This window comes from Arthrobacter sp. zg-Y1171, from assembly GCF_025244845.1.
Classification (GTDB): domain Bacteria; phylum Actinomycetota; class Actinomycetes; order Actinomycetales; family Micrococcaceae; genus Arthrobacter_B.
Genome location: NZ_CP104264.1, coordinates 62726 through 79002, shown reverse-complemented (window position 1 = coordinate 79002; position 16277 = coordinate 62726). Strand labels below are relative to the sequence as shown.

General features: G+C 67.6%; 12 protein-coding genes and 1 riboswitch. Of the genes, 6 read left to right on the top strand and 6 right to left on the bottom strand.

All coding sequences use genetic code 11. The annotated features are described in order from the left end of the window. Positions 1–74: 74 nt before the first annotated feature. Positions 75–1475, top strand: a complete 1401-nt coding sequence (locus N2L00_RS00375; protein WP_255862185.1) for an amidase — start codon at positions 75–77, stop codon at positions 1473–1475. Position 1476: 1 nt separating this feature from the next. Here the strand turns inward: N2L00_RS00375 and N2L00_RS00370 are convergent, their stop codons facing one another. Then, positions 1477–2469, bottom strand: coding sequence for an MsnO8 family LLM class oxidoreductase (locus N2L00_RS00370; protein WP_255862186.1), 993 nt, complete (start codon positions 2467–2469; stop codon positions 1477–1479). A 270-nt stretch (positions 2470–2739) separates the two neighbouring features. Between N2L00_RS00370 and N2L00_RS00365 the strand changes: the two genes are divergently transcribed. Both N2L00_RS00365 and N2L00_RS00360 read left to right on the top strand, forming a co-directional pair. Next, positions 2740–4143 carry a peptide MFS transporter gene (locus tag N2L00_RS00365; RefSeq protein ID WP_370646979.1) on the top strand — a complete coding sequence of 468 codons (1404 nt, stop codon included), beginning with the start codon at positions 2740–2742 and terminating at the stop codon, positions 4141–4143. A gap of 123 nt (positions 4144–4266) precedes the next feature. Next, positions 4267–4390, top strand: a riboswitch (SAM riboswitch). A 19-nt stretch (positions 4391–4409) separates the two neighbouring features. Then, positions 4410–5615, top strand: coding sequence for a cobalamin-independent methionine synthase II family protein (locus N2L00_RS00360; protein WP_255862187.1), 1206 nt, complete (start codon positions 4410–4412; stop codon positions 5613–5615). 69 nt (positions 5616–5684) lie between these two features. Here the strand turns inward: N2L00_RS00360 and N2L00_RS00355 are convergent, their stop codons facing one another. Further along, complete coding sequence (locus N2L00_RS00355) at positions 5685–6035, bottom strand: hypothetical protein (RefSeq protein WP_255862188.1); 351 nt, start codon at positions 6033–6035, stop codon at positions 5685–5687. A 117-nt stretch (positions 6036–6152) separates the two neighbouring features. On the opposite strand from N2L00_RS00355, the gene pgm reads away from it, so the two are divergent. After that, the gene (pgm, locus tag N2L00_RS00350; protein ID WP_255862189.1) at positions 6153–7784 is read left to right on the top strand and encodes a phosphoglucomutase (alpha-D-glucose-1,6-bisphosphate-dependent); all 1632 of its coding nucleotides are present in this window, start codon (positions 6153–6155) and stop codon (positions 7782–7784) included. 77 nt (positions 7785–7861) lie between these two features. On the opposite strand, the gene N2L00_RS00345 is transcribed toward pgm, so the two are convergent. Next, positions 7862–9298 carry an aldehyde dehydrogenase family protein gene (locus N2L00_RS00345; protein WP_255862190.1) on the bottom strand — a complete coding sequence of 479 codons (1437 nt, stop codon included), beginning with the start codon at positions 9296–9298 and terminating at the stop codon, positions 7862–7864. Next, complete coding sequence (locus N2L00_RS00340; protein ID WP_255765567.1) at positions 9295–10170, bottom strand: SDR family NAD(P)-dependent oxidoreductase; 876 nt, start codon at positions 10168–10170, stop codon at positions 9295–9297. The genes N2L00_RS00345 and N2L00_RS00340 overlap by 4 nt, the downstream gene beginning before the upstream one ends. Positions 10171–10307: 137 nt before the next feature. Between N2L00_RS00340 and N2L00_RS00335 the strand changes: the two genes are divergently transcribed. After that, the gene (locus N2L00_RS00335) at positions 10308–11621 is read left to right on the top strand and encodes a uracil-xanthine permease family protein (RefSeq protein WP_255765566.1); all 1314 of its coding nucleotides are present in this window, start codon (positions 10308–10310) and stop codon (positions 11619–11621) included. Between the two features lie 19 nt (positions 11622–11640). On the opposite strand, the gene N2L00_RS00330 is transcribed toward N2L00_RS00335, so the two are convergent. Then, positions 11641–12750 carry a glycerate kinase gene (locus N2L00_RS00330; RefSeq protein WP_255765565.1) on the bottom strand — a complete coding sequence of 370 codons (1110 nt, stop codon included), beginning with the start codon at positions 12748–12750 and terminating at the stop codon, positions 11641–11643. Positions 12751–12796: 46 nt separating this feature from the next. Next, a complete protein-coding gene (locus N2L00_RS00325; RefSeq protein WP_374676592.1) occupies positions 12797–13606 on the bottom strand; it encodes a glycerophosphodiester phosphodiesterase family protein in 810 nt (269 codons plus the stop codon). A gap of 125 nt (positions 13607–13731) precedes the next feature. On the opposite strand from N2L00_RS00325, the gene N2L00_RS00320 reads away from it, so the two are divergent. Next, the gene (locus N2L00_RS00320) at positions 13732–16263 is read left to right on the top strand and encodes a bifunctional lysylphosphatidylglycerol flippase/synthetase MprF (protein WP_255765563.1); all 2532 of its coding nucleotides are present in this window, start codon (positions 13732–13734) and stop codon (positions 16261–16263) included. Positions 16264–16277 lie beyond the last annotated feature (14 nt).

The window sequence follows — 16277 nt, the reverse complement described above, 5'->3', positions numbered from 1 at the left end:
TTTTGTCCAGCCTATAGTGGGACGCGGTCCGAGAGAATAAACGCCCGGACGCCGCCCGCACCGAAAGGCTCGCAATGCCCGCTCCCCACGAGATGACCGCCGTCGAACTCCGGGATGCCCTGGCCTCCGGCGGGCTCGGCGCGGAGGAAGCCACGGACCACTACCTGCGGCGCATCGAAGAGCTCAACCCGGCATTGGGTGCCTTCCTCACGCCGACGCCGGAACTCGCCGTCGCCGAGGCGCGGGCCGCGGACGCACACCGTGCCCGGGGCGGCGAACTGGGCCTGCTGCACGGAATGCCGCTGGCGCACAAGGACCTCACCGATGTGGCCGGCGTGCGCACCACCATGGGCAGCACGGCCCTGGACCCGTGGACAGCCCGGGAGGACGCGGCCCTGCCGGCCGTCCTTCGCCGGGCCGGGGCGATCAGCCTCGGCAAGACCCAGGTCCCCGAATTCGGGCTCAGCAGCTACAGCGAAAACCGGGTGGGTCCGCCGGCGCGGAACCCGCGCGACCAGCGGCTCAGCCCCGGAGGATCCTCCGGCGGCAGCGCAGCCGCAGTCGCCGCCGGGTTGATTCCCTTTGCGCCGGGCACCGACGGCGGCGGCTCGGTACGCATCCCTGCGGCGGCCACCGGACTGGTGGGCCTGAAGCCCAACCGCGGGCGGATCCCGGCCGGCTCGGGGCAGCAGGACCTGGGGCAGTTCGTGGTGGCCGGCCCGCTGGCCCGGAATGCAGCGGATGCGGCACTGCTGCTGGATGCGATGGTCGACGAACCCAATTACCGCGCCACCAGCGCGGCCCCCGCCGCCGGAACCTTCCTCGAGGCCGCACTGCGGGCCGAGGGCAGGTTCCGGATCGGGATCAGCACCCGTTCACCCTTCGAATCCGGATTGGAGATCCGGCTTGATCCCGAGGCGGTACAGGCGCTCGACGCCGGTATCGCGGCCCTGACCGGCGCCGGCCACGACCTGCTGGACACGGACCTGGTTTATGACGAACGGTATCCGGACGCGTTCCAGGTGGTGTGGACGGCCGGGCTGGCCACCGCCGTCCTGGCACCGGGCGGGGAAGAACGGCTGACCGACCTGGCCGCCGTCATGCGTCAGCGCGCCCTTCAGCGCAGTGCCGCGGACCTGGTGTCCGCCGTCGACGTCCTCCGCGTCTTCGAGGCCGAGACCATCCGGCAGTACAGCGCCTACGACATGATCCTGACGCCTACCCTGGCAATGCCGCCGCGGCCCCTCGGCTGGTACGCCAGCGGCGATGCCGGCGCCGGTGACCGGGCGGACGAGGATTACGCAAGGCAATGCCGGTACTCCCCCTTCACCTCCATGGTGAATGTCTGCGGGCTTCCCGCGATTACCCTGCCGGTGCTGGATACCGCGGACGGACTGCCCATGGGGATCCAGCTGATCGGGCGGCCCGGTGCGGAAGCGGATCTGCTGGCCGTGGCGGCCCAACTGGGCTATTGACCTAGAAGAGGCCTGCCAGCAGCCGGTCGGATTCCCGCTGTCCCTCGACATTGAAGGCGCCGCCGGTAACGAGCAGCTCGTCCGCACCGGAGGAAGCCACCAGGTCCTCGAGCCTGCCGTGCACCTGTTCCGGTGTCCCGTAGACAGAGGTCTCGAGGGTGGCGCGGACCAGGTCCTGCTGCCGTCCGGACAGTTCGGCGGCGCGGTGAGCTGCTGACAGGGCGGGGAACACCCCCTTGGTCCGGGAATCGGCCAGGGCATGTGCCTCGGGCAGCAGCAGTTCCCGTGCCTCTTCTTCACTCCCGGCCGCGGCGATGTTGACTGCCGCCAGCACGTAGGGCCGGGGAAAACGGTCCGAGGGGCGGAAGGCGGAGCGGTACCGCTCCAGTGCACCTGTCTGCCCGGCACTGTTCTGCCGGAACAGCGCCGGGCCGCCCAGGACGACGCCGAGGCCGGCGCGTGCTGCTATGTCCACTCCCGCTCCGGTGGCAAGCACAAACACCGGGGTCCGGCCGCGGTCCTGCGGGCGGGCGGTGATCGGCGCGGTGCCGTCGAGATAAGCGAGCAGTTCCGCCAACTGCCCTTCGAATTCCTCCGCCTCGGCCGGTCCTGCCCGCAGTGCCTTCCGCACCGCCGGAGTGAAACCGAGGGAACGGCCCAGGCCAAGATCAATCCGGCCGGGATACAGGGCCTGCAGCGTCGCCGCCTGCTCGGCCACGACCAGCGGCTGGTGGTTCGGCAGCATCACGCCGCCGGAGCCGATCCGGATGCTGTTGGTGCGTGCCGCCAGGGCGGCCATCAGGACGGCGGGTGCCGAGCCGGCAATTCCGGCCACGGCATGGTGCTCGGCAACCCAAAAGCGCCGGTAGCCCAGCCGGTCTGCCGATTCGGCGCGTTCAAGCACTGCATTAAACGCCTCCGGCTCGGGAAACCCTTCGCGGGAGTTGGCACGGTCAAGGATCGAGACGGGAACGCTGAGGCTTGGCATACCCATGCCAACCCCCTGCCTGCTTAGGGAATTCCGTCGCAGACGTGCAAATCCGCGCGTCATGCAGGCAGGTATGCATGTAACGCGGGCAAAATCATCCTTTTTTCATGTGACCTTCGACATAGCTCACCGGGAAAGCTGCCTAGTCTCCGGCGGATTCTTTCAGTTCGGCCTGCTTGACCCCCGGGAGGGAGTGGGAATATTAACCTCGTGAGCCATACCCCCAGTACCTCAGGCGTACAAGAAGCGCGTAAAACCTTCTTCGGCCATCCCCGGATGTTGGCCAACCTCTTCAGCGTTGAGCTGTGGGAGCGATTCTCCTTCTACGGCATGCAGGGCATCCTGCTGTACTACATGTACTACAGCACCACCGACGGCGGCCTCGGCATCGACGAAGCCATTGCCGTCTCCCTGGTCGGCGCCTACGGCGGTGGCGTGTACCTTTCCACCATCGTCGGTGCCTGGCTCGCCGACCGCGTGTTCGGCTCGGAGCGGGTGCTGTTCTACTCCGCCGCGATCGTGGTCCTCGGCCACATTTCCCTGGCTGTGCTCCCCGGTTCCGTGGGACTGGCCGCCGGCCTGATCCTGATTGCCCTGGGTTCCGGCGGCGTCAAGGCCAACGCGACCTCCCTGGTGGGCACCCTGTACGAGGAGAAGGACGAACGACGCGACGCCGGTTTCTCCCTCTTCTACATGGGCATCAACCTCGGCGCCCTCGTCGGCCCGCTCCTGACCGGCCTCCTCCAGGTCCGCCTTGGCTTCCACTACGGCTTCGGCCTGGCCGCTATCGGCATGGCCATCGGCCTGGTCCAGTACGGCATGACCCGCAAGTACCTGCCCAAGGCAGCCCACGAGGTCACCAACCCGCTGCCGCGCAAGAAGTACCTCCCCATGGGCATCGTCGTTGCCGCAGTCGTGGTCATCGTCGCCCTGGCCGCCGCCTTCGGCCTGCTCAAGGCGGAGAACCTGGCAGTGGTCATGGCCACGGTCGCCATCCTGGCCTCCATCGCGTACTTCATCATCATCCTGCGCAGTCCGAAGGTGGACAGGCTCGAACGCCGGCGTGTTTACTCCTTCATGCCGCTGTTCATCGCCAGTGCCGCTTTCTGGGCGCTGTTCCAGCAGCAGTTCACCGTGGTGGCCCTGTACGCCGACACCTCCCTGGACCGGCACATCTTCGGGTGGGAAATGCCGCCGAGCTGGGTCCAGTCGATCAACCCGATCTTCATCATCATCTTCGCTGCAGTGTTTGCCGCCGTCTGGACCAAGCTGGGCGACCGCCAGCCGTCCTCACCGCTGAAGTTCGCCCTGGGCCTGGCAGTGATGGGCCTGGCGTTCCTGGCGTTCATTCCGTTCTCCGGCGGCGGCGCCAACAGCACCCCGCTGCTGGCGATCGTCGGCATCCTGCTCCTGTTCACGTTCGCGGAGCTGTTCATCTCCCCGATTGGCCTGTCCGTGGCAACCAAGCTGGCTCCGGAAATCTTCCGGACCCAGATGGTGGCCCTGTTCTTCCTGTCCGTCTCCCTGGGCACCACCCTGGCAGGCTGGCTGGCACAGTTCTACGATCCCGCAACTGAGGTCAGCTACTTCACCTTCAGCGGCGTCACCGCAATCATCCTGGGCATCGCCCTGGCTGTGGCGACACCGTCGATCAAGAAGCTCATGGGCGGCGTGCGCTAGCAGGCAGGCACCAAGCGTTTCACTAAGGACGGCGGCACCGGAACTTTCCGGTGCCGCCGTCCTTTTTGCCGTCCCGTCACATGCTTGGCTGCATCCCTGCGGCGTGGTTAGGATGGGTCCCAGCTTCAGGAGACACGGCCGCCAAGCTCCGACTTGGCCGTGCACCAACCCCATGCTTCACGGGTGGTTCGGATGACGAAGCGGCCTGCACCGCCCCTTGGGCATCCGGTGCGGGCAAGAGCACCGATTCCTTAAGGATCACTGCCATGCGCAAAAGCACTGACCGTATTTTGACCACGCACGCCGGTTCGCTCCCCCGGACCCCTGAACTGATTGCCGCGAACGCGGCCCGGGAAACCGACCCCGCGGATACGGAAGGCTACGCCGAACTGCTGCAGGCCGCCGTCGCCGACCTCGTGCGGCGCCAGCGCCAGGCGGGTATCGATATCCCCAACGACGGCGAATACGGGCATGCGATGTCCGCGGACGTCGACTACGGGGCCTGGTGGTCCTACTCGTTTGCCCGGCTTGGCGGCCTGAGCGTTGCCGAGACGGGGATCTGGAACATGGAACCGCACCGCTCCGAGCCCGGAAACGTTGTCCTCACCAGTTTCGGGGACCGCCGCGACCGGCAGCGCTTCGCCGATGCCTACACCGACCCAACCTCCGGCATCACCACCGGGGCGCAGAAGGTCTTTCCCAAGGTCACGGGTCCGGTGGAATACACGGGGTACGACGCCGTGGCCAGCGACATTGCCAACCTCAAGTCCGGTCTGGCCGAGGCAGGTTTGTCCGAGGGTTTCCTCGCCTCACTCTCCCCCGGCTCCTGTTCGCGGATTGCCAACGAGTACTACGCGACGGAGGAGGAGTTCATCTACGCCTGCGCGGATGCCATGCGGGAGGAATACCTTGCCATCGTGGACGCCGGGCTGATCGTCCAGATCGATGATCCGTCCATTGCCGAGAACTGGGACCAGATCAACCCCGAGCCTTCGGTGGCCGACTACCTCAAGTTCACGCAGATCCGCGTCGAGGCCCTGAACTATGCCCTGCGCGGCCTGCCCGAGGAACAGGTCCGATTCCACCTGTGCTGGGGTTCCTGGCACGGGCCGCACACTACGGACATCGAGTTCCGCCACCTGGTGGACACCCTGCTGCAGATTAACGCCGGCGGCTACAGCTTCGAGGCAGGCAACGTCCGGCATGAGCACGAATGGCGGGTCTGGGAGGATACCAAGCTGCCGGAGGGGAAGGTCCTCATTCCCGGCGTGGTCTCCCATGCCACCAACGTGGTGGAACATCCGGAACTGGTGGCGGACCGGATTGAACGGTTCGCCCGGCTGGTGGGGCGCGAGAACGTCATTGCGTCCACCGACTGCGGGCTGGGCGGCCGGGTGCATCCGCAGATCGCGGCAGCCAAGCTGGAGACGCTCGGAGAAGGTGCCCGGCTGGCCAGCGCCCGGCTCTGGTAGGAGGGCCACTGATCTGCGTGAGGGTGCCGCGGGCGGGACCGGCGTCCCGCCTCACCCGTGCCCGGGGCCCTAGCCGTCCAGTCCGGCGCTGACCAGCGCCAGCATGCCGCTTGCTGCCGCCAGGGCACCCAGTGCACAGACGGAATTGAACGCCTCCGCTCCGGCCTGCCGCCGGTCCCGCCCGAAGAGGATCCCCGCCGCGGCCCAGGCCGCCGCGAAGGCCAACGCCGGCAACGGTCCGCTGGCAAAACCCGCGGCGGTTTCCGCCCAGGCCGGTAGTGCGAACGCCGAGCGCTGCGTCCAGAAAAACCAGAACACCGGTGCGGCGCACAGGTAGAGCACGTTGAAGAAAACCATCATGGCCCGGGCGCCGCGGCGCAGGCCGCCATGCGGCAGCACGGAACTACTCGAGGTGGCCATCAGCTTCCTTCCCCCCGCCGCACCCGCGGCTTCGGCTAGAAGCATACGGCTGCCCCTGCGTTTCTACGTGTACGGCGCGTCTGCCGCCAACTGCGTTTCTTTGGCATGCTTAGGGGTATGTCTAATCGTGCCGGCCAACGCGCCGAACCTTCCGACCTTGTAGATCTCACCGCACTCTTGGACGCCTATTACGACGTCGTACCGGATCCGTCCAACGTTGCCCAGCGCGTGGCCTTCGGCACCTCCGGGCACCGCGGTTCCTCCCTCAACGGCGCCTTCAATGAGCAGCACATCGCGGCCATCACCCAGGCCATCGTGGAATACCGCACCTCGGCGGGCATCACCGGGCCGCTGTTCATGGGCAAGGACACGCATGCCCTGTCCGAACCGGCGCAGAACACCGCCTTGGAAGTGCTGGCCGCCAACGGCGTCAATGTGCAGATCGACGCACGCAACGGATTCACCCCCACCCCGGCCGTGAGCCATGCCATCCTGGTGCACAATTCCACGCGCACGGACCAGGCTGACGGCATTGTGGTCACCCCGTCGCACAATCCTCCGGCGGACGGCGGCTTCAAGTACAACCCGCCCACGGGCGGACCCGCCGGATCGGACATCACCAACTGGATTGCCGACCGCGCCAACCAGCTGCTGGAGAACGGCTTGGACGGGGTCCGGCGCATCCCGCTGGGCGAAGCATGCCTGGCGGATTCGGTGGGCACCTATGACTTCCTGGCGCATTACGTGGAAGACCTGCCCGCGGTGCTGAACCTGGATGCCATCCGCAGCGCCGGCCTCCACATCGGCGCCGATCCCCTCGGCGGCGCGTCGGTGGACTATTGGGGTGCCATCGCGGAACGGCACTCACTGAACCTGACCGTGGTCAATCCCAACGTGGACCCGCAGTGGGCCTTCATGACCCTGGACTGGGACGAGAAGATCCGCATGGACTGCTCCTCGCCGTACGCCATGGCGTCGCTGATTTCCCGGGCCGGGGATTACGACATTGCCACGGGCAACGACGCCGACGCCGACCGGCACGGCATTGTCACCCCGGATGCGGGACTGATGAACCCGAACCACTTCCTGGCAACCGCGATTGACTACCTGTACCGCAACCGCTCCGGCTGGAGCGCAGACGCCATGGTGGGCAAGACCCTGGTTTCCTCCTCCATGATCGACCGCGTTACCGCAGACCTGGGGCGGGTCCTCATGGAGGTACCGGTGGGCTTCAAGTGGTTCGTGCCGGGCCTGCTCTCCGGGGAAACCGCGTTCGGCGGCGAGGAATCCGCCGGTGCGTCCTTCCTCCGGCTCGACGGAAGCCCCTGGAGCACTGACAAGGACGGCATCCTGCTGGCCCTGCTGGCCTCGGAAATGACGGCCGTCACCGGCAAGACCCCGTCCCAGCGGTACCGCGAACTGACCAACCAGTTCGGCGATCCCGAATATGCGCGCGTGGACGCGCCCGCCACGCGCGAGCAGAAGGCCGCGCTGGCCAAGCTCTCGCCGTCGGATGTTACCGCCACCACCCTCGCCGGTGAGGACATCACCGCGCGCCTGACCGAGGCACCTGGCAACGGCGCGCCCATCGGCGGCCTGAAGGTGACCACGGAAAACGCGTGGTTCGCCGCGCGCCCCTCCGGCACGGAAGACGTCTACAAGATCTACGCCGAGTCCTTCAAGGGCGAGGAACACCTGCACCAGGTCCAGGCCGAGGCCAAGGCCATCGTGGACGGCGTGATTTCCTAGCTTCCGCCGTAAACGGGCCGTAAAAAACAGAAGGGGTGCACCTGCCGGTGCACCCCTTCTTCCCGTTCTGCAGCCGGTTACAGCAGCCGGCGCAGGAGCCGCTTCTTCAGCCCCGTGTAGGGCGGGTACGCGAACCGGAGGGTGTCCAGCAGCGTGCCCTTGGTGAAGACCGGCCGCAGCTGGCTGAACGTGTCGAAGGTGTATTTCCCGTGGTACGCGCCGGTGCCGCTGGCACCTGCACCGCCGAAGGGCAGGCCGGGTACGGCCAACTGGACGGTGCTGGCGTTGTGGTTGATGCTGCCGGCCCGGACCCCCTCCTCGAACGTCTTCCGTGCCGCCGCAGAGTTGCTGTACAAATAGGCGGCCAGCGGAACCGGACGGGAGTTAATGAATTTCATTGCCTCCGCCAGGTCCCGGACCTCGATGATCGGCAGGATGGGGCCGAAGATTTCCTCCTGCATCACGGGTGAATCCGGGGCCACATCGGTGAGGATGGTCGGTTCCAGGTACAGGCTTCCGCGGTCGCTGCGCCCGCCGGCCAGGACCGTGCCGCTGTCCAGCAGCCCGACCAGCCGTTCCCAGTGCTGTTCGTTGACAATCCGGCCCAGGTCCTTGCTCCGGGACGGATCCTTGCCGAACTGCTCCGCGACCGCCCGCACCAGGTGCTTCTTCAGCGCAGGTGCCGCCTCTTCCGTCACGAGGACGTAGTCCGGGGCCACGCAGGTCTGGCCGGCGTTAAGCAGTTTCCCGAAGACCAGGCGGCGCGCGACGGCGGCCCAGTTGCCGTCCAGCACCACGGCCGGAGATTTCCCGCCCAGCTCCAGGGTGACCGGGGTCAGGTGTTCGGCGGCGGCCTGCAGGACGATCCTGCCCACGCGCTCCCCGCCCGTGAAGAAGATCGAGTCGAACCGTTCCTTCAGCAGGGCGGTGCTGGCTTCCTGCCCGCCCTCGACCACGGCGACGGCTTCCGGGTCCACATAGCGCGGCAGCAGGTCCGCCAGCGCGGCCGACGTCGCCGGGGCCAGTTCGCTGGGTTTGAGGACTGCCGCGTTGCCGGCGGCGAGGGCACCGACCAGCGGCGCCAGGACCAGCTGCACGGGATAGTTCCAGGGACCGATGATCAGCACCACGCCCAGCGGCCGTGGTTCGGTCCGGGCCGACGCCGGCTGCAGGCCCAGGGGAACGGAAACCCGCCGGCTGCGGGCCCAGGTCTCCAGATGCTTCAGTGCGTGTTCGGCCTCCGCCCGCACCAGGGAAAGTTCGGTGACGTAGCTTTCGAGCGGATTTTTGCCCAGGTCCGCTGCCAGGGCGTCCGCCAGCTCCTGTTCCCGCTCGTGGAACAGCCGGACCAGGCCTTCGAGCTGCTGCCGGCGCCAGGCGAGCGGCCGGGTGCGGCCGGAGTCATAGGTTTCCCGCACCTTGGCCAGTACCGAGGGAACTGCTGCGGGGGAACCAGCGGGGTCGGTGGCGGAATCGCGGATGGATTCAGAGAACGCGGAGACCATCTCGCTCATGCCTGGGTGCTTTCCTTGAGGGACGTTTCGTCAGCGGGAGCCGCCGGTTTCCGGCCGGTGAAGTGGTCCATGGACTGGTAGACCTTGAAGACGCGGCCGGCAACCACGTCCCAGGCCGGTTGGGGCAGCACATTGCGCAGGGCGCTGCCCAGGGCCACCGTCCAGGGCAGCTGGATCCGTGCCTTGCCGGCAAGGAGCGCCTCCCACGCCTTGTCCACCACGTATTCCGGTTCCATCAGCGGAGTCATCAGCGGCCCCCTGGCCCCTTCGAACATGCCGGTCTTGATGTAACTGGGGATCAGGGTGGTTACTGCGACGTGGCCGTTGCCGGATTCGGTGAGTTCCAGGCGCATCGAGTCGCTCCAACCGATGACTGCCCATTTCGAGGCCGTGTAGACACTCATTTTCGGGACGGACAGTGTGCCGGAGGCGGAGGCAACGTTCAGGATGCGGGCCGGGGTGCGCCGCTCGATCATGCCGGGCAGGAACGCGCGGGTCACCTGCATGGGGGCGAGGGTGTTGACCTGCATAACGGCGTCGATATCCGCTTCCGGCTCGTGTTCCCAGAAGTACTTGCCGCGCACAATCCCGGCGTTGTTGACCAGGATGTCCGGTACGCCTACCTCCCGGATGACCTGGTCGGCCGTGGCCGTGATGTCCGGCAGGGAGGCAACGTCCACCGCGTAGGGGTGGATTGCCGACGCGCCCAGTTCCCGCAGCTGCGCGGCGGTGACCTCCAGGGCCTCGGCGTTGAGGTCCCACAGCACCACTGCTGCCGCGCCGTCATGCACGGCCCGCTCGGCGTAGAGCCGGCCCATGCCCATGGCTGCGCCGGTGATGAGAACTACGCGTCCTGCAACTGAAATGCCCATGCTGCTCCATCGTCCAATCGGTTTGTGATCAAGGTCCCGCCCTGCACCTTGCATTCTTCCTATGCAACGTAGCATCCCGGTTCGCCGGGACGGCTAGAATTTGGCCTAGACACCCCCTTTCTCCGGAAGGCACCACCATGAGCAGATTCGGTATGGACTGGACCCTCCACGGAGACGGCAAAACCATCCGGCCGGGCAGCTACGTTGCTCCCGAGGAACGCCTGAGCTGGCCGCGGACCATCAGCATCGGCTCCCAGCACGTGGTGGCCATGTTCGGCGCCACCTTCCTGGTACCGCTCCTGACCGGCTTTCCGCCGGCCACCACCCTGCTGTTCTCCGGCATCGGAACCATCCTGTTCCTGATCATCACCGCCGGACGGGTCCCCAGCTATCTGGGCTCCAGCTTTGCCTTCATTGCTCCGATCGGAGCTGCCACCAACCAGCACGGTCCCGGCGGAGCCCTGGGCGGCATCATCATGGCGGGCTTTGCCCTGTTCCTGGTCGGACTCGCCGCGCAGCTTGCCGGCACCCGCTGGATCCAGGTCCTGATGCCGCCGGTGGTCACCGGCACCATAGTGGCCCTGATCGGCCTCAACCTGGCCGGTTCGGCGCGGGACAACTTCGAGCGAGGGCCGCTCACGGCCACCGTCACCGTGGTGGTAATCCTGCTGACCACGGTCCTGTTCAAGGGATTCCTGGGCCGGCTGTCGATCCTGGTTGGCGTGGTGGCCGGCTACGTCACGGCCATGCTGCAGGGCGAGGTGGATTTCCAGGCCATCGGCGATGCCGCCTGGATCGGGCTGCCCGAATTCACCGCCCCCACCTTCCACTTCTCGGTTATCGGCCTTTTTGTTCCGGTGGTCCTGGTACTGGTGGCCGAAAACATTGGACACGTGAAATCCGTGGCCGCCATGACCGGCCGCGACCTTGACCCGTACGCGGGCCGGGCACTGATGGCCGACGGCCTGGCCACCATGCTGGCCGGTTCCGGCGGCGGTTCCGCCACCACCACCTACGCAGAGAACATCGGCGTGATGGCGGCCTCCCGCGTGTACTCCACGGCGGCGTACTGGGTGGCCGGCATCGTGGCCATCCTGCTCAGCCTGTTCCCGAAATTCGGGGCCATGATCGCCACGGTGCCCGGCGGTGTGCTGGGCGGGGCCGGCGTCGTCCTCTACGGCATGATCGGCATCCTCGGCGTGCGTATCTGGGTGGACAACCGGGTCAACTTCTCCAACCCGATCAACCTTTCCACCGCCGGCCTGGGCCTGATCATTGCGATCGCGAACTTCACCTGGATAGTGGCAGGGCTGGAATTCGGCGGCATTGCCCTCGGCACCGGCGCCACCCTGATTGCCTACCACGGCATGCAGGCGATCGCCCGCTGGCGGGGGACGGATCCGGACGAGCCGCAGGAGGACGCGGGAGCCAGGCCCAGCCGGCTCGGCTAGGCCGCCGGCCGGCCCCGGATCAGGCTCCTTCCAGTGCCTGGCGCGTAGCCCACGCCACGTACTTTGCCGCCTGCTCCATGGCATCCTGCGGCCGCTGGACCACATCCAGCAGGCTGACGGCCGCAACAATTCCGTACTCCTGCAACTGGTCCGGGGTCAGGGTGATCCGGCCGGCCACGGCCACCACGGGGATGCCGGCATCCCGGGCCCGGGCCGCCACTTCCAGGGGCGCCTTGCCGTAGCGGGACTGTTCATCCAGCGAGCCTTCGCCGGTGAGCACCAGGTCGCAGCGTGTGAGTGCCAGGTCCAGCCCGGTGAACGCGCTGAGCAGTTCGAACCCGGGATTCAGCGACGCCTCGGTGAACGCCAGGAACCCGGACGGGAAGCCGCCCGCCGCACCGGCGCCGGGAATGTCGACGTCGACGCCGGTCGTGAACTTCAGCAGTCCGGCCCAGTTACCCAGGGCATCCTCGAGGACCGCCTGCGCTGCGGAGTCGGCGCCCTTCTGGCCGCTGAACACGGCCACCGTACCTTCCGGGCCGAGCAGCGGGTTGGTTACGTCGGCGGCGATCTTCAAGTCCACGCCGGCCAGCCGGGGGTCCAGGCCGGCGGCGTCCAGGGACACGGCCCGCGCCAGGGCCGCTCCCCCGGGCGGCACCGGCGCACCGGCGTCGTCAAGGATCTTCAGGCCCAGGGCCGTCAAGGCGCCGGAGCCTCCGTCCGTCATGGCGGAGCCGCCGATTCCCAGGATGATGGTGCGCGCACCTGCATCCAGTGCCTCACTGATCAGCTGCCCGCTGCCATAGCTGGTGGCCGCTAGTGCGGTCTCGGGGGTGGGGTCCAGCAGGGTCAATCCGCTGGCCCGCGCGGTTTCGATCAGGGCAGTATCTCCGGTGAGTGCCCAGACAGCGGTGATTTCCCGTCCCAGCGGTCCCCGGACCCTGGCGGTGCGGGCCTCGGCCCCTGCTATCAGGGCAGCGTCAAGGGTGCCCTCGCCGCCGTCCGCCACCGGCACAGCGGTGACCTCGGCATCCGGGTAGACCGCCAATACGCCTTCACCCATGGCTGCCGCGGCCTCCCCGGCGCTGAGTGATCCTTTGAATTTGTCCGGAGCAATAACTACACGCATGCCCTCATCCTGCCAGTAGGGACGGACAAGACCGTCCAAGTAGTCGTTACCGCCACTGCCCGCGGTCTTTGAGGACGTCCACGAGGATGTCCGAACGGTCCGTAACGATGCCGTCCACGCCGAGGTCCAGCAGCCGGTTCATGGTGGGCGCGTCGTTCACGGTCCAGACGTGGACCTGGATTCCGGCGCGGTGGCAGCTGCGGACAAAACCCGGCGTGACCACGGTCACGGGGCCGAAGCGCAGCGGAACCTGGACGCACTGGAAACGGCCCAGCCGGGCGAGGAACGCGGCGGCGCCCAGCGGGCCGAGCAGAAGCAGCGCCGCGGTCAGGGCGCTTCCGGCGGAGCTGGCAGCCGGCCGGCCCAACCGGCGCAGGGCGCGAAGCCGGCGGACGTCGGAGAAGGATGCCACCAGGACCCGGTCATGGGCGGAGTGTTTTTCGATCAGGGCCGCGAGCAGTGCTGCCCCGGCGGCGTCCTTGACGTCTACATTGAGCCGCATCCGGGGCCACTCGGTCAGGAGTTCTTCGAAGGTGGGGATCCGTTCCGCCCCGCCCACCAGCACGTCGTCGAGTTCCTTTCGGGTGAGCTGGCTGATTTTGCCCACCACGCCGCCGGAAATGCGGTCCACGGTTTCGTCGTGGAAGGCCATCAGGATGCCGTCGCGGCTGGTGCGCACATCCGTTTCCAGGTAGCTCATCCCCAGGTCCGCGGCCGCGCGGAACGCCAAGAGCGTGTTTTCGTAGCCGTCGGGGGAAAAGCCGCGGTGCGCCAGCGCGATGGGTGCCGGCGATGATTCCGGGGGCGCCGTCGCCTGGTCGCGGGGGGCCCGGAAATATGGATAAGTTGCCAACACATTCGTACCTTACCAAGCGCCGGACTGTGCCCGGACGGGCCACGCCCGGCCGCACGCGCCTAGACTGGCAGCACCGCGACCGGCAGCAGTTTCTTTCGCCGGCTAGTTCCGTGGAGGTCAGTACCGTGCCTGACAAACGTCCCGTGGGGTCCCGCTTCGGAGCACGCTGGCCGCTCCGGCGCCTGCTGAGAAGTGCCGGCAGCGCTCCCGCCACCCTCACCTTTATTGCCTTGTTCTGGATCCTGGGGGCGTCCACATCCTCCCTCCGCAGCGGCCCGGAAGGGCCGTGGCTGGACTGGGCTGCCGCTTCCGTGAACACCGTGGCCGGTAATCCGGCACCCCTGCTTTTCTGCTGTTTTTGGGCGGGCGGCCCGGCCGGCTACCTCGGCGGCACCCTGTTGGCACTGCTGGCCGGGTTGCCCACCGAGCGGCTGCTGGGAACCGGACGGTTCCTGCTGGCCGGGTTCGGCGGTCAAATCGCCGGACTGCTGCTGACCACCGGCTTCGCCTACCTGACCAGCGCCTCCATCGGCGACTGGTCCCGTGCCCTCGTCTCCGAGTCCTTCGTCGGTCCGGTGGCCTTCCTGGCTGCCGCGGGGGCTGCTGCCAGTGCCCGGCTCGGGACCCTGTGGCGACGCCGCCTGCGGGTTCCCCTGTTTGCGTTGCTGATACTGCTGGCGCTCTACGGCGGAAGCTTCTCCACCCTGACGGTCCTGGGCGCGGCCGCGGCCGGCGCACTGGCCGGACCCTATCTGGCGGGCCGCCGGCCGTCGATTCCGCGCAGGCTGGTCAGCAGCCGCCGGGAGGCGCGGGTGCTGGTGGCCCTGGCTGTACTGGCTTCCGCTGTCGGGCCGGTTATCAGCGCACTCAGCAGCCAGGCGGTGGGACCGCTTTCGGTGCTGCAGTATCTCTTTACGGACGTGGAGGTGAGGACCCCGGCCGAGCTGGCCCAGGTGTGCGGTGAAGCGGCGGATTCGGCGCAGTGCATCGCGGCGCGGATCCAACTGCGTGCCGGTCCGGCGGCGTTCTTCCTGGCCATCCTGCCCCTGGTGCTGCTGGCTGTTTTTTCCGACGGCCTGCGGCGCGGGCGCCGGTTCGCGTGGGCCGCCGCGCTGCTGCTGCAGGGCGCCATGACAGTTCTGGCCGCGGTACGGATCGGCCGGCTTTTGGCCGGGAATGAACCGGGCACCCTGGCTCCCGGCACCGGAAATGCGGTTGCACTGGTGCTGCCCATGGCCGTTCCGCTGGCGGTGCTGGTGCTGCTGATCCTCACCCGCGGGCTCTTCTCCGTAACCGCTCCTGCCGGAACCTATCGGCGGTTAGCGGGCACTTCCGCCCTGGCGGCGGTTTTGCTCGCCGCGCTTTACCTGGGTGCCGGTCTGTTAAACCGGAACGGTTTCTCGCCGGCCGCGACGCCGGCGCTGCTCGCCGCGGATCTCCCCGGACGTTTCCTCCCGGTCCTCGAAGTGACCAGCCGGGCTCCCGGCATTGTGCCGGAGAGCCTGCCGGCAGTCCTGCTGTACGAAGGAGTAGGGGTGGCCTTCTGGGTTCTGGTGTGTGTGCTGCTGCTGCGCTCCTTCCTGGTTCCGCCCTACAGTCCGGCGACCGCTGATGCGGACCGCGCCCGTGTGCTGCTTCGGACCCACGGCGGCAGCACCATGGCCTGGATGACGCTCTGGGCGGGCAACAGCTACTGGTTTTCCCCCAGCGGGAATTCCTATGTGGCCTACCGGATGGATCTGGGGGTGGCGCTGAGCGTCGGAGAACCGGTGGGACCGAGGGATGAGCTGCACAGCTCCGTGGAGGGATTCTCGGCTTTCTGCGCCGCGAACGGCACCACCGCGTGCTTCTACTCCGTGGGTACCCAGGTGCGCGACCTCAGCAGCGGGTTGGGATTTTCCTCGCTGCAGGTGGCTGAGGAAACCGTCCTCCGGCTGGGCTCGCTGGCGTTCAAGGGCAAGAGATTCCAGGACATCCGCACCGCCATGAACCAGGCCCGCAAGCTGGGCATCCGGGCCGAGTGGACCCGCTATCCCACGGCACCGCTGGCCGTGAAGGACCAGGTGTACGCCATTTCGGAGGAGTGGGTGGCGGATAAGGACATGCCGGAGATGGGCTTCACGCTGGGCGGACTGGAAGAAGTGGATGATCCGGAGGTGCGCTGCCTGCTGGCCATCGACGAAGACGGCACCGTGCACGCGGTAACGTCCTGGCTTCCGGTGTACCGCAACGGAGCGGTGGCGGGCTGGACCCTGGATTTTATGCGCCGGCGCAGCAACGGCTTCCGGCTGGGGATGGACTTCCTCATCGCTTCCGCTGCACTGTCGCTCCAGGACGAGGGGTTTTCCTTCCTCAGCCTTTCCGGCGCGCCGTTGGCGCGTGCCGACGGGGAGACAGACGACGACGCCGACGGTCCGCCCGTGATGGACCGACTCCTGGACCGGCTGGGGGAAACCCTGGAGCCGGTATACGGTTTCCGCTCCCTGCTGGCCTTCAAGGCCAAGTTCGCCCCGGAGTACCGTCCGTTGTTCATGACCTATCGGGACCCGGCGTCCCTGCCCGCCATCGCCAACGCGCTGGCGCGGGCCTACGTTCCGGATCTGTCCCTGGGGCAGGGCCTGTCACTGGCCCGCCGGATCGTGACCCGTACCGCATGAGGACACCCCGGCCG